Raw genomic sequence first — 22,893 nt, 5'->3', positions numbered from 1 at the left:
AAACATACATATTCATTAATTTTTAACGGCAATATTTGAAATCAATAAGTTCGTTGAAAATTTGGTGTGCGTAGAAGGGTTATATTGGCAAAAGGTGAATTATGTTTACAGTGGAAATTGATAGTGAATTAAAATTGGCACTTATTGAGCCATCTTTTGCGAAAAAGTACCTTGAAATCGTCTCGAAGGAAGAAGCCTATTTATCTCAATGGCTAGCTTGGCCACCACACGCAAAGTCTGAAGACTTCTTTCTGCGCTTTGTGCGTAAATCATTAATTGATTACGCCGAAGGCAAAGGAATGGTTTGCGCCATGATTTACCAAGGTGAGTTGGTTGGTAATGTCAGCTTCAACACGATTAATCATAACTTAAAAATGGCTGAGATTGGTTATTGGCTTAGTGAGTCTTATCAAGGTAAAGGCATTATTACTCGCGCTGTCTCTAAGTTAATCGAGATTGCATTCACAGATTTACAGCTTGAGAAAATTCAAATAGCAGCAGGCGAGAACAACCTACCAAGCCGTAAGGTTTGTGAGCGTTTAGGCATGACATTAGAAGGCATTATTTCTAATCGTGAAAACCTGAATGGTCGTATTATCAACCATGCTGTTTATGGTTTATCGAAGCAGCCTGTGAGCTAACCGCATAAAGCGACAGGTTGTCGCATAGCATGAATGAAACGATGAATGTCGAATTGTTATGATGTTGATTTATTTCAGTTTAAGAAAAAGGCTAGTAAGCCTTAATAGAATAAGTAGCGACAAATCTGGTAGGGAACTATAAGACATTTTGTCGTAGAAAGAGCGTTAGGCGCTAAATTTTCACTGATATGTTAAACATTTCCAACTGTGAGAAGAACAATCAAATTTGTGTAAAGAATTAAGTTAACTAAGGATAAATAATGAATCTTAAATCTATAATCATATGTTTTACCATGGTATTGCCGATTACTTCTTGTGCAAAGCAAGATCAAGAAAAATCACAAAATAAACAATCAGAAAACTTTTTCTCACTTGTTGAGATAAAAAATGCTCCTAAAAAAACAATACAGCCTCTTGAGTATATACAAGCAACTGATGATATATCGTTAGCGTATCGATCATATCTTCCACTGCATGCGAAAGCTGTTCTAATTTTTTACCATGGTGGTGGTGCTCATAGTGGACTGAGTTATAAACACATTGGTGCGGGATTACGTGATGATTTTGATATAGCGGTCTATATGCCAGACATTCGTGGTCATGGAGGATCTGAGGGGAATCGAGGAGATACTCCGAATGTTGAACAGGTGTGGCATGATATCAATACAATTGTTACGACTGCTCGTAATAAACATCCTAACCTCCCTATCTTTATTGGTGGGCATTCGGGTGGAGCTGGCTTAGCACTTAATTATTCGAGTTGGGAGAAAAAATCAGAAATTGATGGTTACACATTTCTAGCTCCATATTTTGGTTATCGTTCAGATACTAATTATGATGAGGAGAACACTGGCTTTGAATTTTCTACAGTAAAAACTTCAGACTTTGTAATAAACACTATGAGTGGTGGTTTGTTTTTAGGTCATTCAAAGGCCGTTAAATTCAATTTTCCTGAGGCTGTCTTAAAGGCTAATCCTGGAATTGTACCGTTTAACACCGTTAATATGGCGAACGCTGTTACACCACATTCACCTGAGTCTCAATTCTCTGACTTGAAACAGTTCGGATTATGGATAGGTAAGAAAGATGAGGCATTTGATCCAGTTAAAGTAATTGCGTTTGCTAAAACAAACAGAAATATAACAGCTAAAACTGAAATTAAAGACGTTGATAATGTAAATCATTTTTCAATAATTTTGAATGCTCCAAACCTTATTGGTCCGTGGTTACTAAAAACAATCAAGTAGTCGCATTACAATCGCCTAACAAGGCACTTAAACGGAATTAAAACAGTTGGTTTTGTTCGTGCCTCACAAAGTATAACCAACTGTTTTAATCCGCTTAGTGCGGCGTTATATGACAAGGAATATACATTGAGTATCTCGAAACAAGCAGAAGAAATTAAAGGGGATACTTTTAACCCTTTCCCCGAACCTTTTCGTTCAAAGTTAGGGCAGTCAGAATGTAAAAGTCTTGGTGATGAATTTGGATTGACTCAATTTGGTGTCAATTTGGAATTGCTTCAACCTAATGCTCGTTCATCTTTACGTCATTGGCATACGGCGTCAGATGAGTTTTTGTATGTTGTAGATGGTGAAGTTACTTTAGTTACAAATTCAGGTGAACAAATCATTGGGGCTGGTATGTGCATTGGATTTCCTGCTGGAATAGATGATGGACATTGCCTTATTAATCATACTGACAAAATCGCAAAATTTATCGCAATCGGGTCACGTAATGAAAGTGACAAAGCAGTATACAATGATGATGACTTTCAGTGGGTGGTTACTGAAAGTGGTGAGTGGGTAGCCTGTAATAAAGACGGAAAACCATATTGAGAAATGTCATATAACAAACGCTTTAAATCTGATTCGCGAACGCGTGCCGAACTCGCTTCGCTCAAACATGGCACACGTTCACTCACAGTTTAAGCGGGCGTTATGTTTTCGGAGGGAATATGAGTAGTTATAAGAAGCTATTCGAGTGTGTGAGACCTGACTTTATTTGTAATCTCACAGCGACTCGGACCGAAGAACAAGGAGTTCTGAAGCTTACTCTTAGAAGTGAACACGAAAATGTTGAACTCTATGGGTTTGAAGATTTGGTTGATTCAGTTAGTGATTTATTATCGTCTGAACGTATAACAATCTCAGAAGAACTAGGTACTTATAAAGAGTTTGGCACAATACGAATTGAGTGTTGGGTAAACGAAAGTTACTCAGAGTATTGGTGTGATCGCGCGCATGTAGAACAAACATAACAAATAAGGATTAAGCGCTGCGCAGCCAGCGTTAAATCCCGGGTGTTGAACAAGCCCGTAGCCACTTCTTTATAGTAAATTGTGCGATCTAGTTTGGTGGGCGTATCGCCTTGAGTCTTTATTCAAGGCGAGTGAGGCCAAGATAAGATTACGATAGTAATTTTATCAATGGGTTAGCTATTTTTAAAATTGTCTTATTTGTTGTTTCTCCTCTGGTTTAACTTTAGCCATTATCCTTATTATGTTTGCCTTTCGGCTATCTCGGTCGTGTTATTCCCACGCACTCCATGTCATGGTGACAGTGTGGGCAGGTTCGTATTGCTTTGGCTCGGATGGGTATAATGCTTGGCGGAGTTTGATAAAAAACACCAAGCATGAGTAATTGAATACGAACTCGCAGGGCCACGTAAAAAACCGTAGTCACGCACTCTTTGTAAGCCTTTAGGCAGTACATGCTGTAAGATGAGCAGCAAGAACTCAAGGGTGGGTAAGGTGCGTGTCTTTATTGCATTGGTTTTGCTTTCTTTGTAACGGAAGGTGACGTTATGTTCATCACTGTGGATGATGTCGCTGTCTGGTAGTACGCCTCGGTATAGGTAGCGCGACAGGTACTCCAACGCAGGCTCACCATAACCTACGCTTTGACAGTCAACGACCCATTGTTTCGGTATAGATTTTGGCAGCCACAGTTGAGGGTGTTGATTGATGGCCTCAAGTAATCGCGCTCGCCAGACCTTGGCAAGAGCGAACTCGTTAAATAAGTACCTTTTGTTGCCTTTGTGCCATACTTGTTTAGATGAGTCATACCTTCCGCTTGCCGAGATAACGTGTATGTGCGGATGCAGGTCTCTTTTTCTGCTATGAGTATGTAGTACGGCGGTAAAACCCAGTTCTCCTTTTTGTTCTTTTTGAGCGAAGCTTTTTAGCACGCTGGCAACAACCGAGAACATCACTTGATACAGCGCTTTGGGCTGTTTTTTAGCGAGTATTCTCAGTTGATATGGCAAGGTGAATGTGGTCATAAAGTAGTGTGTAGGCAGAAGCTTTTGTTTTTGGCGTAGAAGCCAATCACAAGTGGTGCGGTGTTGGCATTGTGGGCAATGTCGATGCCCACAGGATAAGGGCAGTCGGTCATCGTGATGGCAGTTCGAGCAAAACCATTGCGAGCGGCCTTGCTGCTCGGTTTTACACCTAAGCATGGCGGACATCGCCTTGCGAATGTCGTGGCTGACTTGAGTGTTCACTTTTGGTGATAGGAGGTGGCGCTCAAGCTCATCTTTATGAGCGCGTAACAATTCAATGAAAGTACTCATGCTTCCTCCCAGATTAAGGTTAACGTGTCTGCAAGTTGGTTTATGGCTAGTGCGGCGTCACGCTGTTTGAGTGGTGTCATTTGAGTGTAACGGGCAGTGGTGTTCAGACTGGCATGGCCGAGCAAGGTTTGTAGGGAGCGAAGGTCGAGCCCTTGTTCCAAAAGGTGCGTTGCAAAGCAGTGTCTAAGTGAGTGGGGAGAGAGTATTTTTTGGATGCCACAGTCTTTGAGCACCGACTTCATGGCCTTTTGAATACCGCCTCGGTCCATAGGTTTATCAATGCTTACTCCCAACCCTGGGAAGACTAATTTAGGATGTTTATGAGAGACCCAATGAGTTCGAAGCGCATGAAGGGTTCGCTTGGGCAAGGGAACCAATCGGTCTTTACCCCCCTTACCATCTCGAACGTGTACTTGCATGGTGTGGGCGTCAATATCGTGGATAGTTAAGTTAAGCCCTTCGCTCAAGCGAAGTCCCATCGTATATAAGGTCAGAAAGAAGGTTTGATAGCGGCGTTGTCGAGTCCTGCTAATGAGTAGAGCCACTTGTTGTGGCGTCATGATATCGGGCAGTTTTTGGGATTGAGGGGGCTTAACGATATCAAGCCATACCCACTGTTTATTTAAAGTGTAGCGATAGAAAAACTGTAAGCCATTGCGGTCGAGTTTAACGGTGCTCCACGAGTGAGTGCTAATCAAATTGGCGAAGAAGCTTTTTAAATCAGCCGTACTTAATGTATAGGGACAACGGTCAAAGAACTCGGTAATCCGACGTACAGCACGAGAATAGGCATCGATGGTAGCAGGTCGTTTACCTTGAAGAGTTAAGTTGGTAAGGTGTAATTCATAAAAGTGATGATATCGCTCTAGTTCAGTTGGGCTCATGGTGTTCACTCCTGTTATCCGCCATCAAAATGATGGAGGTACAGAAAGTATGGACGATGCAGGCTTCACTCTGCCGCGAAGCGGCTTCGTTCAACAAGGCATTTAAGACAGATTCGCAACACTCGGCGTTTTCAATTCAAGTTGAGTTTAGTGTTTACGGTGTAATGGTTTAGTAAAGTGGTAGTGTTGCTCACTACTTAATGCGGCGTTAGCTGAATTTGACCTGCAGATATAAAAAAAGAGCCTATGGCTCTTCTTTTAATTTGACTTCGACTGTTGTTGAATTAACTAACTCGTCAATTCTTTTTCGGATAGCTTTCATTCTTTCAGTATCGCGTTTTTCAGTTTTATCACCAAACATGTCATCATGATCTAGCATTAACTTCATATCTACGATTTCACCATCTTCTTGCTCATGAAACTTAACTACAACAAGAGGATCATTTGAATTGTCCATTTCTAGTCGGGCATGATACAAACCTATGTACCATGGTGAAGCCCCAGTAGCAAGGGAACTATCTTTAATGCGACCATACTCTCTTGTTTCATGGCTAGAATAGATCTCAACGAAACCATCAGTCTGCCATTTACTTTGTAGTGCGATGACTAAATCATCCCACTCAGTGTAATCATAGCCGAATTCAGCACTCAATTTTGCGAACTGCGCATTGATCGATGCGTCTTGAATTTCTCTTTTTTCTAGGGACATCTAAAATTTTCACTTCGCCAAATTTTTCACGCAGCTGGGATATTTTCTCTTCTTGGGTACCTGAAAGTTTAATTGAATTTTCAATACCCATGGATTGAATAACACCCGCTAACTCTTTTTTGTATTCGTTAGACTGCTTATTCATATTCATATAATCTCCAAACCTGTTAGGTAAAGATACTTACAAACAGATTATAACATAATCGTCTCTATCTTGCGATTTAACTCAGGATAGAATTGTGTATTCTAACATCAATAATCTGGACTTCTCAAATTTTTCCTAAAAAAATCAGCTAACAAACGACTATGGTGTCAATAACTAAGTTTTAGCGTGGTTTTTATCCCACATGACACCATCTCGTATCATTGAATTGAGTATGACAACCATCTTTCTAACACAGGCAATAATAGCGAGTTTTTTGGGTTTTCCTTCAGCTACGAGGCGACTGTAAGTCGACTTAAAAACGGGGTTACATTGCATTGCTGACATCATAGCCATATAGAGAACCGTCCGCACTTGCTTCCGGCCTCCTTTGATTTTTCGGTGACCTTTGTAGCGGCCACTGTCCCGATTCATAGGAGCTACTCCAACCAAAGCAGACGCTTTTTTATTACTAATACTTCCAAGCTCTGGGAGATTACCTATTAGCGATGCAGCGGCAACTTTGCCTATGCCAGGGAACGCTCTGAAGGATGTCATTTTTATGCTTATATTCATCGCAAGACTCAATAAGTTTAATGATTTTTTCTTCTATTTTTTGGATTTGATTCTTAAAGGCCGTTAGGATTGGTTTAATGGTCATCGCTAATTCTTTAGGGAGTATTTGAAGGCGATTCTTTTCCATAGTTTGCATGGATAATAATTGATTTCTACGAATGACTAAGTCGCTCATTAGCCTTATGTTTTCAGGCTTTAGAGTTACAGTGGGGGGCAATTCTTTCTGAGTACAATGCAATTAATTGGGCGTCTAATTTATCTGTTTTGGCTATTTGTCCAATAGCGCCAGCAAATCGTCTTACATGAATAGGGTTAGCAACAACGTATGGAAGCTTATCTTTTGAGCAAGCAAGAACAAAGGGAACTTCAAGTCTGCCTGTTGCCTCAATAACGATACGTTCTGGCTGATGTTTTTTAATGGTTACTATGGCTTCTTTGATGCCTTTAGCGTCATTAGAAACAGAAAAGAATAGACCTATAGGTCTGATGAAAATGTCTAGTTGAGTTTTACCGGTATCAACACCGACATTGATGCTTTGAAATGTAGGATTATTCATAATAAGCTTACTCTTGTTTGCTATAATACGGGTTCGAGACCCAGTCGACTATTCGAGTGTAGGCTTGGAGTTTATACAGCGTTCGCGTTTGTTATCGGTCTCTCGATAGAGGATCCATGCATCAACCGAACTACTGTATAAATCAACTTTAGTTGCAGCTAAAGTCTGGGTCTCACTTTACCCTAATTGAGTGTTTATTATCCATACAAAGCATTTAAGAGTGATTCCCAACGCTTGGCATTTTTTCATTCCATGTTGGGTTTTGTGTTTACGGTGGTATGGTTGGGTTTCGTGGTAGCGTTGCTCACACCTTAATGCGGCGTTATAATTTTTCTTAGTATTGCTGAATATTTATACTTGCACTATAATTGGTACAAAATTAAGTACAACCAAGGTGCTATTATGACTCGACTAAGATTAGACCAAGATATTCAACCACTTTCAGAATTTAGAGCTGGCGTAGCATCGTTTATTCGTCAAATTAACGAAACTCGTAGACCTCTAGTTATCACTCAACGTGGTAAAGGTGTGGCTGTTGTTTTAGATGTTGCTGAATATGAAGCAATGCAAGAAAAAATAGAGTTACTGGAAGAGGTACAACAAGCTGAAGCACAAATCGCTAGTGGTTTAGGTTTATCAAATGACGATGCTCGTTCTAAAATCTTAGAGCGCTTACGTTCATGAATGTTATTTGGTCGCCGCTTGCTTTAGACAAAATAGGGCAGACAGCAGAATACATAGCATTAGACAATCCATCAGCGGCAGAAACATGGGTTAACGATGTATTCGATAAAGCTGAGAATTTAGGTTCATTTCCAGAGTTGGGCCGTCTTGTCCCTGAGCTGAATAAAGCCAATTATCGTGAAATCATTTTTGGTAATTACCGCATTATTTATAGCGTAACGTTAAGCATAAATATTTTAACGGTTCGTAATTGTAGTCAATTGCTGACTATAGCTGATATATAAAATTATAACAAACGCTTCAAGACGGATTCGTAAACGTGTGCCGAACTCGCTATTCACCTAATGAAATCGTGAGTATTCGTGAACAATTTAATATGTCTCGTGGTGTGTTTGCACATTTACTGCATACATCATCTCGTACATTAGAAAATTGGGAGCAAGGGCGTAGCGCACCAAATGGACAAGCGGTAACCCTTTTAAAATTGGTGCAGCGTCATCCAGAAACCCTGTCACACATCGCTGAGCTATAACAAACAATTTAAGAGTGATTCAGCACGTTTGGCATTTTGGGTATAAGGGGTAGCGTGCTTCACACCTTAATGCGCGTTATGCTTTTTTCTGAAAATCGTAAATATGAGTGCTTTATCAATGGTTTGATAGACTTGTGAGTTGATGGTGAAGGAGGATTTACATGGGGACTATAATAGGCTTAGCCGTTTTAGCTGCGATAGATTGGTATCTTGTTCGTAAAACAGGACTTCATATACATCAACTAATTGCTAAAAAGTATGCAGAGTATTTAGATGGTAAAGAAAAGCGCAAATAAAGTTTTTGGGCAACAGCCTAACTCTATATTGCGTGTAATTTTTACCATGTGGGCATGAATGACAAATTGGTTTTCCTTCATAAGAACAAAGAGGTAGTAATGCGTACAAAATTAGAAAAGTTGCTGTATATCCCTCAAATATTAAGGGAACGATTTCAACAAAGAGAGTCGTTTAATTTATTTAAAGTTTTGCGTGGTTCTAGTGATGAAGTTAGGCTACATAGTCGCTTTCTTGCCGAGCTATTGAACCCTTATGGTAGCCACGGAAAAGGAAGTGTTTTTCTAAAACATTTTTGTAATGATGTACTTAAAGACACTTCGTTTGATTTGAAAGCAGTGACAGTAGAAAAGGAATGGAATGACATAGACATTCTTATTCGAAATCAAAATGGTCAGGCAATTATTATAGAGAATAAAGTATATGCTGGAGATCAAGACAATCAACTCAATAGATATTTTAAGCTCGTAAACGACCTCAACTTTAATGAAGACAAGATTAAATTGGTGTACTTATCATTAGACGGAAAGAAAGCTTCAGAACAAAGTGTCAAAGGGTTGAAAAGTCATATTTTGGAGAATAACTATCAACCGATTAGCTATAAATCTCATATATCGAATTGGTTGAAAAATTGTCGTAAAGAGGCAGTTGATTACCCCGAGTTAAGAGAAAGTATTTCACAATATTTAGATTTAGTTGCCGAACTAACCCATACCAAGCAGAGTGATGAACTTATGAGCGAATTAGAATCATGGTTTGAGCAGGAGCTCATTAACAAAGATAGTAATCCTGTTGCTTTGCTGGATGCAGTGAATGTAGCTAAAGAAAACTTCCATGCAAAAAAATTGCATGCACTTCAGGAAGCTATTGCATCTCGAATTTCATCGGGTGTAATGATCAATGAATTTGACTCTATCTCAGATTTTAATGGTTGTTTAGAAGTCGTAGCTCTCAATAACAGCTTCAACATCTGGTTGTACCCGTTTAATGGGGAAAATCAAAGTAAATTACAAGTAGGTTTCACATCAAATCATGGTACTGGCTATTTTAATATTTGGTGCTCTCAACAAGATGATCGAGAAATTTATGACAATGCTTGCCGCGTCCTATCTGAGGTTCATTCAAGCTTTAGGCGAAATAACAGATGGTCAGCTGGGTGGAAATACCTAAGTGACCCAATAATTCTGTCTGAGTCTACAGATGAAAATCTACGTAAATTATCTAAGGGTGGTTATGTAGAATCACTGGCTAATAAAATTTCAAATGAACTCAATGGCTTGGTGTTAAGCTTACAATCCGACAGTGAAATAAAATCTTTGTTCTAACAAACGTATGGAAGCTCAGCCTAGTATCGAAATAAAATAGACTTTTCAGGACTAGATTTTCAAAAATATTACAGTGGTTCTTTTGGTGAAAACACAGGGATACCATATAAATTAGACTGAGCAAGTGTACAGTTAACAAATAAGGATTAAGCGCTGCGCTGCCAGCGTTAAATGCCAGTGATTAAAAAATCAATTGCAGCAATGATCTCATTTCTGAAAGTCGATAACTCATTAACTGGTTCGGTTAAGATTTTAACTGGAACACTTGTCATTTGTTGAGTTAGCATTATAAAGTCACCTTCATCAATATGAATCGTAGGACAAAGGTGACCTGGGGCTTTTTTAGCAAGCAGTTCAATTGGCGTTAATGGAATGACTAATCGAGTATTTAGGTTATCGAGTAAATTATTTTGGACATCTACAAAGTAAGGGTACGTTTTGGCTGAGCTTTTATCTTTGTTTTTATAAAGCGTAAATTGTGACATTTAAAATACTCGGTATGAATCAGAAAAAAGACCATGCTTCTCGGTTAGTTCGTTGCAAGCTTCAATAGCTTCTGAGTTTTGTTCTAACCACTCTTGTCTTTTTAGTTTGCTTACTTCTTGTGATAATGCTTTTTCCAGTGTTGCTGAAAGGTTTATTTTCAATCGTTTTGCTTCAGCGAGTAGATCGCTGTTTAATGTTAGATTAGTTGCTTTTTTTATCGCTTGTTTATTGTATTGGCTTCTCATAAGGTTACCATTCATGCGCATTAAATATGTGGATTCAGTATATGCCGTTAGAGGGTGTTTAACAAACGACTATGGTGTCAACTTCAAGGCTGAGGCTTTTTTATTACGAATACTTCCAAGCTCAGGGAGATTAGTTATTGGTGTGTTCAAGCTTCTATTATGATGAAATGTGGATAGGATCTTGGTTGAGAATGGGCGAGGGAGAAGTCCTACAGTCTCGTTAACTGCTTCTTGGTTTAAATTAATTCACCGATACTGGCTCTAATGTCTGCAATTGTAATAAACAGTTTGTTATCAGCGTCTTTGAATGCGGTAAATCCGTATTTTTCATAGAAATGCTCAGCGCCATCTTTTGCATCAACAATGACAACAGGGAAGGCGACTGTTTCACTTGCCATTAATAGCTTTCTAAGTGCATCAATCAAAAGCCATTCACCGAAACCTTGACCTTTGTATCTATGGTCAACGGCTAAGCGAGTAATCAAACCACCAGAAGTTACACTGTGATGTTTCTTTTGTAATTTAGGAGGTAAATCCTGAATATCAATGGGTATCATTGTTAATGTGTAATAACCAATAATGTGCTCAGGACATTGTTTATCTTCAAGAACAAAGGTACGCGTATTGTCTTTCTTAGCTTGTTGGCTTGCCATAACTTTCAAGTAATTATTGAGTGCGGTAATGCCACAATCAAAACGGTTTCGGTCATGTTTAGCTTTTTCTAATTGGACAGTATTCATTCTTGAGTTTTATCCATATAACGTGAAGCAGCTTTTTGTAATTTGCTATTAGGTTTAGCTGGTTGGTCTAACGCAGTCATTAACGTCATAGCATCTTGCTGGCTTAGTTGTAGGGCACGTTCACGTTCCATAATAGTTTTTGCTTTTTCTACAGCTGCACTAAGCACAAATGAGTTAATGCTAGACATACCGGCAATGGCCGCAGCCTGAGAGAGTAGTTCTTGTGTATCAAGATCTACACGTGCTGTAATACGAGGCAATGCACTAGCCATAATAATCTCCATTCAGTGTCAAAGTGGCACGAGTGAATTGTAGTTTAATTATTATACGCTGACAAGATTTGTGTCATTTTGGCACTCAGTTAATAATCGTATTAATACAATTTACCACACTCGGAAATTTTAGTTTGCTGGATGTTTCTCGTTTTGAGGCGTCAATTTCAAGTATGATTGTATAGTAGTCAACGTGTTATGCAGGCGTTATACGCTTTATACTGAATTGAGGCAATAAAATTAACAGATTACTTAAGAGTGATGGCGAAACAGAATTGCACCCTAACTCAAAATGCGAGGGTGTGATAATTATCGCAGATGGTTTTGTGGCAATTGCGATCGTCCAAGGACTACAACGACCAAAATAAAGCCGTCTTCCTTAGTAAAGTAAGCTGTGTGTTTGCCTATTGGGAAGTAAAAACCATTTTGATATAAATCGTTGCAGCTTCTGCCTACTGCTGGGTTCTCAGCGAGCATCTGAAAACCGGTAAGAAGAGTGCCTCTGTATGCGCTCCACTGTATCTCGGAAAAATTTGTAACGGTATAATTTTTAATTTTGTGTAAATGAGTCTGTGCTAATTTACTTAGTTTATATTTACTTTTTTGCATACTTTACTTACAACGTGCTTAGGAACTTTTCACCGTCAACCACATTGCCTTGGGCTAAGTCTACTTTTGCTGACTCAAAGCAATGTTTAATGTAATCGGCTTTCATTGCTTCTAGTTCTTCATAGTCTCTAACCGACATAACAACAACGGCATCTTTGTTGTTTCTGCTAATTTTAATTGGCTCACGTTGAGCGTTTAGAAGTAGCTCACCAAAATTACGTTTGGCATCATTTGCTGTTAATGTATACATGGTTAAGGTCCAAGTCTGCAAGTATAGCAATATTATAGGTTATCATGTTAAATGTGCAATTTAATTAAATCGTGCGATTAGTGCGAAAGATAATCTAACAACAAGTATCAGTGATTAAGGCGTTAGTCCGACAAACAAAATATCAAATTAAGAGGTTAATATGATCCCATTAAATTCATCAGTTGTGTCAGGAGTGGCATTATCAAAAATTGATGGCGAAGTGAAAATGCTACTAATGAAAAGAGTAAAAGGTGGCTTTTGGTGTCATGTCGCAGGCTCAATTGAAGACGATGAAACAGGCATTGATACTATCGTTCGTGAGTTTAAGGAAGAGACTCAAATTGAAGTGTCAAACCTATACAATGCTCAGTTTCTAGAACAATTTTATGAAGCGAGTGTTAATGTCATTCAGCTTATACCTGTTTTCGTTGTAATGTGCCCACCAGAGCAAGAGGTGGTTTTAAATGAAGAGCATACAGAATATAAATGGTGTAGTTTAGAAGAAGCAGTAGAGTTGGCACCATTTCCAAATCAACACGCAGTGTTTAAGCACGTGTGGTCGTATTTCGTAGAGAAGCCAGTTAATGCGCTTTATCGGGTAGATGTCGACTAGCAAGAATTTTAGGTTCGATGCCCACTCAAGGGTTGATGCTTTTCATTCCACATACTCCATCTCTCATACCGAATTTAGAGTAAACAACCACTTTTCTAATATCACCAATGATAGTTATTTTCTCAGTTACCTACGTTTACTGGTGAACAAAAAGGCAACCAACGTTCATTTTGTGAATTATTACTTTCTGCGTCTGGCTGAATTTATTAAATGTGTTATCTTTTATAAATTAAAAATAAGTCAGAATTATTCGCTAGGTACATAATGAAAATCAGTGGTTTTACTCTAATAGAGCTCGTCGTCGTAATCGTTCTTCTTGGCATACTTTCTGTCGTTGCCGCACCTAAATTTCTCAACTCACAATCAGATGCACGTATCGCTGCATTGGATGGTTTTATTGCACAGTTTCATACGGCAGATACGATAGCAGTGAGCAAAGCGGCCATTACGGGAGTTGATGATAGTGGTGGTGACGTTTTATTACCTGGGACCGATGTTTACGTGAACCGTGGTTATATCAGTTTAAAAGCCGATAATGTAAAAAATGCGATGAACACAACAGGCTATTCAATGGAAAATTTTCATGGTGATAATATTCCAGTTCTAATGGTTGGTTTGGGAGAAGATGTCGATTTTAGTAAATCGAGAACAAAGCAATGTTTTGTTATGGTTTCAAGAAGTTTTGGTAATTTTGGTGCTAACAATCAACTCGCTTACGGTGACTTAAAGATCACTAAATATTACCGAGATTGTTAATTCATAATACCAAGACTTTATATCCTCAAACTTGGCTACTTATCGAAGTTGTAGATACAATTACTTGTTCATCAACCCGATTTACTATATTCGACATTCAAGGTTTCTTTGGGTTTATCGTGTTTAAGTGATAAGTTTAGGTTTAACCTGCATACTAACTAGTGTGTTTGTAGGCGTTATTCAGAAATTAACGGTCTCGAGGAAATCATGAATAAACAGGAAGTTACTCGTATTTATAATGAATACGAACGAAAAGGGAGTACTCTCGGTGGTTATACAAAAGTTGTCACTCCTGAGTTAGTGAAATTTGTTTCTGATACCCAATATGGCAGTTTTATATCATTTTTCGAACTGAATGATGAAAATATAGATAGTGCTATTGAAAGAGAAATTTCTTATTTCACTGAACGTGATTTGTCTTTTGAATGGAAGGTTTACGATACAGATTTACCCATTTCAATTGATAAAAAGTTGATATCTCATGGGTTTGAAAAGGGTGAATCCGAATCCTTCATGGCGCTTAGTTTGAATGATCTGTCTATGATGGATGTTGACAATGATGCATGTGTTGAGGTGAGTGACGAACAAGGAATAAAGGATGCTATTTCTATACAAGAACAAGTATGGGGTGGAGATTTTAGCGGTCAATTAGCTCAACTTATCAATGCGAAAAAAGCGGCCCCCGATGATTTAACAATATATGTTATTTATGAAAATGATTTACCCGTTGCATCTGGGTGGATTGTTTATACACGAAATAGCCCATTTGCAGGGATTTGGGGTGGCAGTACACTCAAAGAATACCGAAGCAAAGGTTATTATTCGGCTCTTTTACATAAGCGAATTAATGATGCTATCAAGCGTGATATTCAGTATTTAATTATTGATGCTTCAGATATGAGTAAGCCAATTGTAGAAAAGTATGGCTTTCAATTTATTGCGAAAACAACACCATATACTTTGAGGACTAAAATTTGATATATCCAAAGAGATTAAAGATAGGTGATAAAATTGGTTTTTTCTCACCCTCATCACCAGCAACTGTTTTTGCTCCAAATCGGTTTGAACGGGCTAAATCGTACTTAGAAAATCAAGGTTTCGAGATGGTTGAGGGCTCTTTAACAGGATGCTCTGATTCTTATCGCTCAGGTTCAATTCAAGCTAGGGCAGAAGAGCTTAATCAGCTTATTCGGGATCCAAGTGTTCGTTGTATTATGTCTACTATTGGTGGTAACAATAGTAATTCTCTGCTTCCATATATAGATTATGAAGCACTTAAAAATGACCCTAAGATTATTATTGGTTATTCAGACGTTACTGCGCTATTACTTGGTATTTATGCAAAGACAGGTTTGGTTACTTTTTATGGTCCTGCACTTGTCGCGTCTTTTGGTGAGTTTCCTCCCTTGGTTGATGAAACACTTCAGTCTTTCCTTGATATCTTGTGTTCAACATCAAACCAATATCAATATGAGATGCCGAAATTTTGGACTGATATTAGAGTGGATTGGGAGACGCAGAATAGTTATAAACCTGTCTATTCTAACCAATGGGATTTCCTTGGCCGAGGGTTGATTACTGGTCGCCTAGTCGGTGGCAACCTTAATACTATCTCTGGTATTTGGGGCAGTTGCTATATGCCAGACATTAACTCTGGCGATATACTTTTTATTGAAGATTCACTTCAAGGCATAGAAACGGTTGAGCGCTCATTTGCTCACTTAATGGCTTGTGGTGTTTTTGATAAGGTAGGTGCAATAGTACTTGGTAAGCATGAGCTTTTTGATCATAAAGGCACGAATCGTTCACCCATTAGATGTATTACTTGAAGTTTTAAATGGTAAAGACATACCGATATTATACGGGTTTGATAGTTGTCATACACACCCAATGTTGGTAACTCCATTAGGCATCAATGTCAGTATCGATTTTGATAAGCAATTGTTTAAACTGGAAAGTCCTTGGTTGTCAGCAGTATAACAAATATACTGATTTCTCTGTACTAGTTTGGTAATAAAAAGGAAGTTGTATGAATTTGGATAAAGCTAAAAAACGCATCGCTAAACAGGTTAAAAAAGGCTTCAATGGTTATCCTAAAATCACGTTAGCCTATTACGGAGCAACGAAAGATTGTGCAACGGAAGTTGTGGTTCAATTTACATTGGGTGAAGGCGACAGCTCACAAGAAGAACGATTCTCTTGTGAGACTGAAATAAGAGAAAATGAATTGGTTCAAACAACATTGTTGAAAATTATTGAGAGAGCAGATGCCAATTCAGTTATCGAGATAGAAGGTGTCGCATTGCTTTAGTATTTCGGAGCTAGGTCTTACGCATTTAATATGTATATATCGTCTGGTAAAGGCGATTTATACTTAAATGGTAAGATTAGTTCTTTGATTAATCTGGTTTTTTCCATTCCAGTAAGGTAATACCTAAACGATCTACCCAAAAATTGATGGCATCTTTTGCATCATCTAGTGAATCAATCATGGTTGAGAAGTCTTTGTTTCCTCCTTCACGATCAATGGCTGAAAATAATGGTTGGTCTGTCGATGCATCACTAACGAGTAACTCGATAGTTGCACTGCCTACATTGGTATGCTCACCTGTTGCTAATTTCGAAATGGTAGAGATAATTAATCCATAAGGAAGCACTGTACTTGTTACTGCGAGTATTGGGTTTGGTGTTTCAACATTACTTAAAGCAATACTAAGGCGTAATGAGCTTTCAGTCGGGGTATCTATTACGGGTTTGTATGGCGAAACCTTTAGCGTGAGTTGTTCTATGGTGTAATCTACTAATTCTTCGATCTGCTCTTTATCTAACGTATCTTCATCGGCAACGACAATCACTTTATCGATAACAATAGAATCGTACGTCATTAGTTTTTGATGTAAACGGTCAGGATCTCGTAAACCAATTCTTGCCCAGACTAAATCAACACCACCTTCTGGGCCTGCTTGAAAATCATCATAAGACGTAAATTTTGTTGCGTGTTGAAGAGGGCCATTTGCACAACCAAATAAAAATACAGATAGCAGTGTAATTATTGCGACCTTAAAATTGCTTAAACTCATTTCATATTCTCTAAATTATTTTAATTTACAGTATACCTGGTTTAAAGTGAAAATAATGTGAATTTGACCGTAATATATCTCTTTTATAATAGACTTATGCTTATTTGGTTCTTTTCTAAAGAGATATTAGGCAATATAACCATGTGACTTTACTGCCTAATATTTTAACGAATAATTAAATATTGATAATAATGACTTCACCGTTTCGGCGGATTGTAACTGAAAGCTTACCTTTTTCTGTGTAAGACAATACATCATTTAATTTATCTATTTGTATCGGCTTATATACATTATTATTTACTTTTAGAATGATATCCCCATTTCTAAGCCCATAATCAGCCATTATTGTTTCTGGGTTGTAGAATATTTCAAGTTCTTCATTGATATAACGAGTACGAATAGTTCGATTTGGTTTGGTCCACTCTTTTTGAATTGTATCTGCATTGTAACAGAACATCATTTTACTTGGGATAAATGCATATTGCTGGAAACGAGAGAAAAAGTTCATACCAAGAGCAAATTTTTCTTGTGGTGTTCCACCAATTTCAAGATCGCCTAGAGGCATGTTATTAAATGTTAAATCACTAAGAACATATGTATCAGTGTAAGTTAGACCATTCGCTTCAATTGCTAATGCAGCTTGTGGGATAGTTGCCACTGATTGTGTGTTTTGGTTTAAATAATCAATAAACTCTTGCCCAAAGTAACTATGACTTGCCCCTGTATCAACAAAGAACTGAAATATCATAATCACCATATGCAAGATATAGGATAGGGGAGTGATTGTAGCTATCAGAGTAACCAATACATTGGTCAAATTGTGTTGTTAAGGGAGAATCATTTAATAATGTTAGACGTTTAGTAGAGTTATTAACTAACCAGTTAATTTGTCTAAATGTATCAATTCCAATAATACCGTCGATATCAACGCCAATAGCTTGTGATAGAAGTTCCATATCTAATGATAGCCAAACCTCATGGTCACGAATGGTTTTTGAACCAATAGACATAGGAACTGGTTTAAGGAACGTCATATCAGTGCCATTCATTGAACCTGAGACTGTTCTTATGCTTTCTAAATCTTTTTGATAATGAAGTGCTAGATTAGAAAAATCAGTGGTTTCAGTTATTTCGCTAGCAATATTGCTATCAATTACAGTTACGCTAGCACCAGTATCTACTAAAAATGAGTAGGTTTTATTGCCAATAATGACAGGAATAATTAAACTTTCTTCAATGTTAGTTTCTAAAATAGGCGAAGTTTGATCTGTAGTGGTTTCTAATAAAGTTGATGTACACCCCGAAGTTAGGCTAATACCTAAGATGAAAGCGAGCGAAGCAGATAGTTTCGAATGTTTTATATTCATTGGTATATGTTTTTTTGTTTTATTGATTCACCATGCTAATGCAAAAGGGAGTTGTGGTAAATAAATTACCTTAAAATAAGGGCTCTTTTATAAATAAAGACATCTAAGATGAGTTACTTAATCTCTGGTTTTCAATCCCTTTAAATAATTTAAGTCTAATTCTTATCGTTGTTGACTATAATGTCTGTAAGGTATCACCCTTTTATAGCAGAGGAGGTTAGCTTTATGTCTCTATTAAATGGTCCTTTAGATAATCATCAGAGCTACTTAAATCATATCGCGCTAGAGAATTGTTTTGATTATTTTGGTTTAGTGGAACGGCAAAAGAAGCAAACAGCTATTATGTTAGCTGAAAAGTACCATAGACTTAGATTGTTTCTTAATGCCATTGAGTCATTAAATACAGTGTTAGAGTATTTTTTCCATGAACAGAAGAAGTCACAAGGGTGGAATGATCACCAAATCATAAATATTCTTGAAATAATAAGAAAAAAACACCCAGCTCTATATCAAGCGAATCATTTATTAAATGCTTATAAACGCGGTGAGCATTATGGTATGAAAGAGAGTGTAGCTGTCGACTTACAGGCAACGGTAGTATCAATTACTTCAATTAAGCAGAAAATGGAAATTGATTTTAATTCAACTAAAGATGAACGCATTATTAGTGAGGCTTTTGATTTTTGGTTTGAATATAACCAAAACCCAGATATAAGTATATTGTTGCCATAAACTAATTAATAATTTATTTGTTAATGTAATGAGTGGTTGTTTTTAGAGGTGAGTGCAATTTTAAAAGTGATATAAAGATATTTTTTCATGGTTTAGTATAATAACCATTAATGCTTAGGTTCTAAGTTAATTTTCAAGTTTATGATTATTATTTAAATAAGGGAAAGGGATGTCTGATAGTATGACCGAAATAAGCGAAGAAGAAATTCAGGATTCTAAAGTAGTTAGAAAGGTATATTCACCGACTCAGATTGTATGTAGTACATTAGGTGGACCTCAGGGCAACCGCATGAGTGGTTAAATTTTAACCTCTGAGAAAAAACCTGCCGTTAAAACAGATTCAAGCATTGAAGTATTCATCATGCATCGCTTTTGTTTACCCACGATACTCAGTTTTGTGGGCTCAGCTCTGAGCATGTTCAAGCTCATGTGTCGTAAGCAGGAAAGGTTTTCGGCACCATTATCTTTGAATATAGAGCAAGCATCTTCATTCATGCTGACATCGAGTACCCAGTGCATTGATTCGATCCCCCAATGCTCTCTGACCGCCACTGCTGCTTGCTCTGCACTTAATTCTTTTGAGCTAATGTAATAACGATATTCTAGACTGGGCTGTTTTCCTTTAATGGCACGAAAGCTTTCAATCATGATGATACTTTTTAAGCCTTTCCAACGAGAAAAGTTACCTTCTAGAGCTGTACTTGGTAATACATAACTTTGACGTGATTCAATACGGCCATGACCTTGCTCAAGGTTAATGAGTTTGTTTACTGTAGAGCGTTGATTTGAAAATGCTTTTTCAACAGATTTGCGTAGCGAGCCTTGATTGTTTTTTACTGCTAATAAGTAGTCTGCGCCCTTATCTATTATGACTTTGGCTATTGCCGTTTGGCATGCCATGGCATCAATAGTCACTAATGCGCCTTTAATATCAAGCATCTTAATAAGCTCTGGAATAGCTGTTATTTCATTACTTTTTTGCTCTGTTTTTAACTGCCCTAAAACCAATTTGTTTGAAGAGGCGTAAGCACTCACCATATGGATAGTACTTGAGCGGTCGTCTCGATCATAAGAGCCACGAAGTGTCTTGCCATCAATAGCAACGACTTGGCCTTGAGTTAAAGAATGCACTGAAGACATCCAAGAGACGAAGCATTGATGAAATTGCTCTGGTTCAATATTTGAAACAATCCTAGCAATCGTATCATCGACAGGAATGTCATTTAAAAACATACCATTACGTTCAAACCAAGCGTGATGACCAAGAATGTATTCTCTAATATCAAACCAGCCTTTTGCTCCTGCAATAACAGCACACATTGAGCCGAATAGAACTTCAAAAAGGCAATAGGTTACTTTTGCACCTTGTCTTTGGTCTGTTATTTCATGAAAGTGTTCTTTAAAATGGTCAATGTGCATCGAATTCTCCTCGTTAAAGGAGGTATATGATCACAGGTAAATCTGATCGTCAAATCGATCGTTTAATTGATTAAAAAACATTCGTGATCTTGCCCTGAGGTGGACCTATTGGTTTAATTTATTTCTTAGCCTCTAATTTTTCAACTTTAAATAATGAAGAGTTGAAAAATAAAACCATAAAATATGGAATAGCATTGATACTTGCACTAATCATTATTCTTCCATTGCTTCCAGATGACGTATCAAGTCTTCCATTCACTATTTTTTACATTGTAGTAGGGAGATATGTATCTGAAAAATATCAAATGAAAAAAGTTGATATTGAGAGTGCTGAGGGGTTCGATTTTCACTCAAACTGGAGAGTTCTTGGTTTATCATTGCTTTGTTTAATTGGAAGTATCGTCGTCCTTCTTGGGCCGATATTTATCTTAATAGCATTGGGCATTATATAATATTAAAGCCGATTTTGATTTTTTTGCAGTCTGCTTTCTGTAAATACTTAATGGACAGTTTAAATAGTTAAATAAATACAATCAGTTGTAGTATTCTTGTACTGGAGTCTTACAGCTGAATATGAGTCTAGAATGAATAAAGTAGTAAATGCATTAGTTGTGATTTTATTATCAGGCTGTTCGATGCCTACGCCCCCGGAAATCAAACCTATTTTACTTTCGGATATTAAAGCTCAAACCTTTACTTATTCAGAGCTTAAGGGTCAGCAAGGTGCTCTTTGGGAAAAGGCACGGCACCACATAGCAGCAACGTATGGAAAAAGCCAACCAGTATTAAGGGTTGAGAATGAACTGAATGGCACTTTATTGGGAAAGGGAGTTATACGTTGGAAGCTACAAGAGGGAGCTAGCTCGGTATATTGTTATTCTGATTATGATATACGCTTTATGGCGAGAGATAATAAAGCGCGTTTTCAGCTGAAACTACTAGCAGGCATCCCTGAAATATCTAAATGTAGTGACTGGGAGTTGCCTTCTAAATACGGTTATGAACAAATCTTACATGAATTTAAGGAAATGTCAGATAGGCTTGAGCTTTCTTTTAAAGTTGGCATATGATGGATTTATAAAATTACCTTGCTCAGATAGACATTCTCACTTAGTTTGGTGCTATAAGTGTGAGTAACTCTAATGTCTAACTACAGGGGAATATAGTGTCATTATTTTTTATATCTCAAATTTTAGTTGCAATAGCAATTGGATTTGACCTTATGTCGTTTCAATTCAAAGAGAGAAAAAGAATTGTTGCTTGTCTTTTTTGTGCCGGTATTTTAATTTCTAGTCATTTTATACTGCTTGAGCAATGGACTGCTGCTGGGTTAATGATGATTGCAACAGTTCGCTATTTGACCAGTATATTTTCAACGGCTTTAAAACTGAAATACTTGTTCTGTTCGTTATCTATTATTACATCGATCGTTACGTATTCAGGACTGGCAAGTATATTAAGTTGTATTGGTTCTATGTTTCAAACCGTTGCCGCTTTTAATCAAGATGATAAGCGTTTACGAGAGTTGATGGTTATTGGCACCAGTTTTTGGCTAGTACACAACTATGTCATTGGATCACCAACCGCAGTATTAATGGAAGTGTTGTTTATTAGCAGTAATCTTGTGGGCTATTATCGGTTTTATTATAAAAAGCAATTAAGAAGTGAAAGTACTCATGAGTAAGGTAACTATTATTGGACTAGTAGCGTCATTCTTGGCTCTGATTTCAATGATAACTTTGTTATCCATAGACTCACATTTCCCATTTTATCAATGGCCTTATGAAGCCTTTCAAGGTTTGGTTTTTTCGTTGGCTTGGGGATTTGGTTTTTCTGTTGGTCTTAGTTATTTGGTATCGGCTGTTTTTATTCTAGTTTTTCTTGCGATTGTCTTTGCGATCGGTTCTACAATATCACGCTGTTTTTTTGAAAGAAAATGAGGTTATTAGATTTGTTTATTAACGTAAGGAGTTAACGTTGTTTGATTGCTATAGAGAATCTATATATATCCAAGTAAAAAAGGATTGTTTTCATTTAAGAAACTGTAAAACTAATCGTGAGCATTTGGAGATGTCAGATCTACCATTCTCAACAGAAAGATTAGCGGTTGGGGATTTTTATGCCGCAGATAAAGCTCTACGTAACGGTTTGTCTGAGATCTTATCAAAAACAATGTTTAAATTGCCTCCAATCATCATTGTTCACCAGCGATATTTATGCGAAGGAGGACTTTCTAATGTTGAAGAGAGAGTCTTATTTGAACTAAGCCATAGTACAAAAGTACATAAAGTGGTGGTTTGGCAAGGTAGAGAGTTATCAAAGGAGGATATCGTAAATAAGGTTTATGAAACATCGTAATATTTACAGTATAATCATCTATAGATTTAAATAGTGCATATAAGAGCTC

Annotated in this window: 30 protein-coding genes and 4 pseudogenes; 19 read left to right on the top strand and 15 right to left on the bottom strand. The window is 37.5% G+C overall.

The window, feature by feature from the left end:
- The first annotated feature begins 101 nt into the window (after window positions 1-101).
- The 4 genes from ACU5DF_RS11830 to ACU5DF_RS11815 all read left to right on the top strand — a co-directional run bounded on the left by ACU5DF_RS11830 (window position 102) and on the right by ACU5DF_RS11815 (window position 2,901).
- Window positions 102-641, top strand: a complete 540-nt coding sequence (locus ACU5DF_RS11830; RefSeq protein WP_446713002.1) for a GNAT family N-acetyltransferase — start codon at window positions 102-104, stop codon at window positions 639-641.
- A gap of 260 nt (window positions 642-901) precedes the next feature.
- Complete coding sequence (locus ACU5DF_RS11825) at window positions 902-1,888, top strand: alpha/beta hydrolase (protein ID WP_446713001.1); 987 nt, start codon at window positions 902-904, stop codon at window positions 1,886-1,888.
- A 126-nt stretch (window positions 1,889-2,014) separates the two neighbouring features.
- Window positions 2,015-2,479, top strand: a complete 465-nt coding sequence (locus tag ACU5DF_RS11820) for a cupin domain-containing protein (RefSeq protein WP_102279963.1) — start codon at window positions 2,015-2,017, stop codon at window positions 2,477-2,479.
- A 119-nt stretch (window positions 2,480-2,598) separates the two neighbouring features.
- Window positions 2,599-2,901 (top strand): hypothetical protein, encoded by a 303-nt coding sequence (locus tag ACU5DF_RS11815; RefSeq protein WP_054547023.1) that lies wholly within the window; start codon window positions 2,599-2,601, stop codon window positions 2,899-2,901.
- A gap of 256 nt (window positions 2,902-3,157) precedes the next feature.
- Here the strand turns inward: ACU5DF_RS11815 and ACU5DF_RS11810 are convergent.
- The 5 genes and pseudogenes from ACU5DF_RS11810 to ACU5DF_RS11790 all read right to left on the bottom strand — a co-directional run bounded on the left by ACU5DF_RS11810 (window position 3,158) and on the right by ACU5DF_RS11790 (window position 7,082).
- Window positions 3,158-4,214 (bottom strand): annotated as a pseudogene (locus ACU5DF_RS11810) (IS91 family transposase).
- Window positions 4,211-5,098 (bottom strand): site-specific integrase, encoded by an 888-nt coding sequence (locus ACU5DF_RS11805; protein ID WP_446713000.1) that lies wholly within the window; start codon window positions 5,096-5,098, stop codon window positions 4,211-4,213. The pseudogene ACU5DF_RS11810 and the gene ACU5DF_RS11805 overlap by 4 nt, the downstream one beginning before the upstream one ends.
- A 244-nt stretch (window positions 5,099-5,342) precedes the next feature.
- A complete protein-coding gene (locus ACU5DF_RS11800; protein ID WP_446712999.1) occupies window positions 5,343-5,807 on the bottom strand; it encodes a hypothetical protein in 465 nt (154 codons plus the stop codon).
- Complete coding sequence (locus tag ACU5DF_RS11795) at window positions 5,740-5,958, bottom strand: hypothetical protein (RefSeq protein ID WP_446712998.1); 219 nt, start codon at window positions 5,956-5,958, stop codon at window positions 5,740-5,742. The genes ACU5DF_RS11800 and ACU5DF_RS11795 overlap by 68 nt, the downstream gene beginning before the upstream one ends.
- 168 nt (window positions 5,959-6,126) lie before the next feature.
- Window positions 6,127-7,082: pseudogene (locus tag ACU5DF_RS11790) on the bottom strand (IS110 family RNA-guided transposase).
- 402 nt (window positions 7,083-7,484) lie between these two features.
- Here ACU5DF_RS11790 and ACU5DF_RS11785 point away from each other — a divergent pair.
- The 5 genes and pseudogenes from ACU5DF_RS11785 (at window position 7,485) to ACU5DF_RS11765 (ending at window position 9,917) form a co-directional block, all read left to right on the top strand.
- Window positions 7,485-7,766, top strand: coding sequence for a type II toxin-antitoxin system Phd/YefM family antitoxin (locus ACU5DF_RS11785; RefSeq protein ID WP_446712997.1), 282 nt, complete (start codon window positions 7,485-7,487; stop codon window positions 7,764-7,766).
- Window positions 7,763-8,050 (top strand): type II toxin-antitoxin system RelE/ParE family toxin, encoded by a 288-nt coding sequence (locus tag ACU5DF_RS11780; RefSeq protein ID WP_446712996.1) that lies wholly within the window; start codon window positions 7,763-7,765, stop codon window positions 8,048-8,050. The genes ACU5DF_RS11785 and ACU5DF_RS11780 overlap by 4 nt, the downstream gene beginning before the upstream one ends.
- A 53-nt stretch (window positions 8,051-8,103) precedes the next feature.
- A pseudogene (locus ACU5DF_RS11775) lies at window positions 8,104-8,298 on the top strand (helix-turn-helix domain-containing protein); the annotation flags it as partial.
- Between the two features lie 161 nt (window positions 8,299-8,459).
- Window positions 8,460-8,594, top strand: coding sequence for a hypothetical protein (locus ACU5DF_RS11770; RefSeq protein ID WP_446712995.1), 135 nt, complete (start codon window positions 8,460-8,462; stop codon window positions 8,592-8,594).
- Window positions 8,595-8,693: 99 nt separating this feature from the next.
- Window positions 8,694-9,917 (top strand): PDDEXK-like family protein, encoded by a 1,224-nt coding sequence (locus ACU5DF_RS11765; RefSeq protein WP_446712994.1) that lies wholly within the window; start codon window positions 8,694-8,696, stop codon window positions 9,915-9,917.
- A gap of 167 nt (window positions 9,918-10,084) precedes the next feature.
- Here ACU5DF_RS11765 and ACU5DF_RS11760 read toward each other — a convergent pair whose 3' ends face one another.
- The 6 genes from ACU5DF_RS11760 to ACU5DF_RS11735 form a co-directional block, all read right to left on the bottom strand.
- Window positions 10,085-10,402 (bottom strand): CcdB family protein, encoded by a 318-nt coding sequence (locus tag ACU5DF_RS11760; protein ID WP_446712993.1) that lies wholly within the window; start codon window positions 10,400-10,402, stop codon window positions 10,085-10,087.
- Entirely contained in the window at window positions 10,403-10,648 is a 246-nt protein-coding gene (locus tag ACU5DF_RS11755) for a type II toxin-antitoxin system CcdA family antitoxin (RefSeq protein WP_446712992.1), read from the bottom strand. It abuts the gene before it with no gap.
- 236 nt (window positions 10,649-10,884) lie between these two features.
- Window positions 10,885-11,388, bottom strand: coding sequence for a GNAT family N-acetyltransferase (locus ACU5DF_RS11750; protein WP_446712991.1), 504 nt, complete (start codon window positions 11,386-11,388; stop codon window positions 10,885-10,887).
- Window positions 11,385-11,660: a type II toxin-antitoxin system TacA family antitoxin gene (locus tag ACU5DF_RS11745; RefSeq protein WP_446712990.1), complete on the bottom strand. Its 276-nt coding sequence runs from the start codon at window positions 11,658-11,660 to the stop codon at window positions 11,385-11,387. Before ACU5DF_RS11745 ends, ACU5DF_RS11750 begins: the two co-directional genes overlap by 4 nt.
- Before the next feature lie 309 nt (window positions 11,661-11,969).
- A complete protein-coding gene (locus tag ACU5DF_RS11740) occupies window positions 11,970-12,269 on the bottom strand; it encodes a type II toxin-antitoxin system RelE/ParE family toxin (protein WP_446712989.1) in 300 nt (99 codons plus the stop codon).
- A gap of 7 nt (window positions 12,270-12,276) precedes the next feature.
- Complete coding sequence (locus tag ACU5DF_RS11735) at window positions 12,277-12,519, bottom strand: type II toxin-antitoxin system Phd/YefM family antitoxin (protein ID WP_446712988.1); 243 nt, start codon at window positions 12,517-12,519, stop codon at window positions 12,277-12,279.
- 160 nt (window positions 12,520-12,679) lie between these two features.
- Here ACU5DF_RS11735 and ACU5DF_RS11730 point away from each other — a divergent pair, with 160 nt between their 5' ends.
- The 5 genes and pseudogenes from ACU5DF_RS11730 (at window position 12,680) to ACU5DF_RS11710 (ending at window position 16,199) form a co-directional block, all read left to right on the top strand.
- On the top strand, window positions 12,680-13,132 hold the full coding sequence (locus tag ACU5DF_RS11730) for an NUDIX hydrolase (protein ID WP_446712987.1): 453 nt from the start codon (window positions 12,680-12,682) through the stop codon (window positions 13,130-13,132).
- 264 nt (window positions 13,133-13,396) lie between these two features.
- Window positions 13,397-13,888: a type II secretion system protein gene (locus ACU5DF_RS11725; RefSeq protein ID WP_446712986.1), complete on the top strand. Its 492-nt coding sequence runs from the start codon at window positions 13,397-13,399 to the stop codon at window positions 13,886-13,888.
- 207 nt (window positions 13,889-14,095) lie between these two features.
- Window positions 14,096-14,866 carry a GNAT family N-acetyltransferase gene (locus ACU5DF_RS11720; RefSeq protein ID WP_446712985.1) on the top strand — a complete coding sequence of 257 codons (771 nt, stop codon included), beginning with the start codon at window positions 14,096-14,098 and terminating at the stop codon, window positions 14,864-14,866.
- Window positions 14,863-15,868: pseudogene (locus ACU5DF_RS11715) on the top strand (S66 family peptidase). The gene ACU5DF_RS11720 and the pseudogene ACU5DF_RS11715 overlap by 4 nt, the downstream one beginning before the upstream one ends.
- A gap of 49 nt (window positions 15,869-15,917) precedes the next feature.
- Window positions 15,918-16,199: a hypothetical protein gene (locus tag ACU5DF_RS11710; RefSeq protein ID WP_446712984.1), complete on the top strand. Its 282-nt coding sequence runs from the start codon at window positions 15,918-15,920 to the stop codon at window positions 16,197-16,199.
- Between the two features lie 88 nt (window positions 16,200-16,287).
- Here the strand turns inward: ACU5DF_RS11710 and ACU5DF_RS11705 are convergent, their stop codons facing one another.
- The 3 genes from ACU5DF_RS11705 to ACU5DF_RS11695 form a co-directional block, all read right to left on the bottom strand.
- Complete coding sequence (locus tag ACU5DF_RS11705; protein WP_446712983.1) at window positions 16,288-16,968, bottom strand: DUF3313 domain-containing protein; 681 nt, start codon at window positions 16,966-16,968, stop codon at window positions 16,288-16,290.
- A 175-nt stretch (window positions 16,969-17,143) separates the two neighbouring features.
- Window positions 17,144-17,716 (bottom strand): hypothetical protein, encoded by a 573-nt coding sequence (locus ACU5DF_RS11700; protein WP_446712982.1) that lies wholly within the window; start codon window positions 17,714-17,716, stop codon window positions 17,144-17,146.
- Window positions 17,694-18,335, bottom strand: coding sequence for a retropepsin-like aspartic protease (locus ACU5DF_RS11695; RefSeq protein WP_446712981.1), 642 nt, complete (start codon window positions 18,333-18,335; stop codon window positions 17,694-17,696). Before ACU5DF_RS11695 ends, ACU5DF_RS11700 begins: the two co-directional genes overlap by 23 nt.
- Before the next feature lie 225 nt (window positions 18,336-18,560).
- Between ACU5DF_RS11695 and ACU5DF_RS11690 the strand changes: the two genes are divergently transcribed.
- On the top strand, window positions 18,561-19,067 hold the full coding sequence (locus ACU5DF_RS11690) for a hypothetical protein (RefSeq protein WP_446712980.1): 507 nt from the start codon (window positions 18,561-18,563) through the stop codon (window positions 19,065-19,067).
- A gap of 297 nt (window positions 19,068-19,364) precedes the next feature.
- Here the strand turns inward: ACU5DF_RS11690 and ACU5DF_RS11685 are convergent, their stop codons facing one another.
- A complete protein-coding gene (locus ACU5DF_RS11685; RefSeq protein ID WP_446711344.1) occupies window positions 19,365-20,486 on the bottom strand; it encodes an ISAs1 family transposase in 1,122 nt (373 codons plus the stop codon).
- Window positions 20,487-21,070: 584 nt separating this feature from the next.
- Between ACU5DF_RS11685 and ACU5DF_RS11680 the strand changes: the two genes are divergently transcribed.
- The 4 genes from ACU5DF_RS11680 to ACU5DF_RS11665 all read left to right on the top strand — a co-directional run bounded on the left by ACU5DF_RS11680 (window position 21,071) and on the right by ACU5DF_RS11665 (window position 22,844).
- Complete coding sequence (locus ACU5DF_RS11680; protein ID WP_446712979.1) at window positions 21,071-21,556, top strand: hypothetical protein; 486 nt, start codon at window positions 21,071-21,073, stop codon at window positions 21,554-21,556.
- Window positions 21,557-21,651: 95 nt separating this feature from the next.
- Window positions 21,652-22,170, top strand: a complete 519-nt coding sequence (locus ACU5DF_RS11675) for a YgjV family protein (RefSeq protein ID WP_045102042.1) — start codon at window positions 21,652-21,654, stop codon at window positions 22,168-22,170.
- On the top strand, window positions 22,163-22,426 hold the full coding sequence (locus ACU5DF_RS11670; RefSeq protein ID WP_446712978.1) for a hypothetical protein: 264 nt from the start codon (window positions 22,163-22,165) through the stop codon (window positions 22,424-22,426). Before ACU5DF_RS11675 ends, ACU5DF_RS11670 begins: the two co-directional genes overlap by 8 nt.
- Window positions 22,427-22,556: 130 nt before the next feature.
- A complete protein-coding gene (locus ACU5DF_RS11665; protein ID WP_446712977.1) occupies window positions 22,557-22,844 on the top strand; it encodes a hypothetical protein in 288 nt (95 codons plus the stop codon).
- Window positions 22,845-22,893: the final 49 nt, after the last annotated feature.

The sequence above is a fragment of the Aliivibrio wodanis genome, from assembly GCF_052920805.1.
Note: the sequence above shows the minus strand (reverse complement) of the source record. Positions and strands in the feature narration are given on the sequence as shown.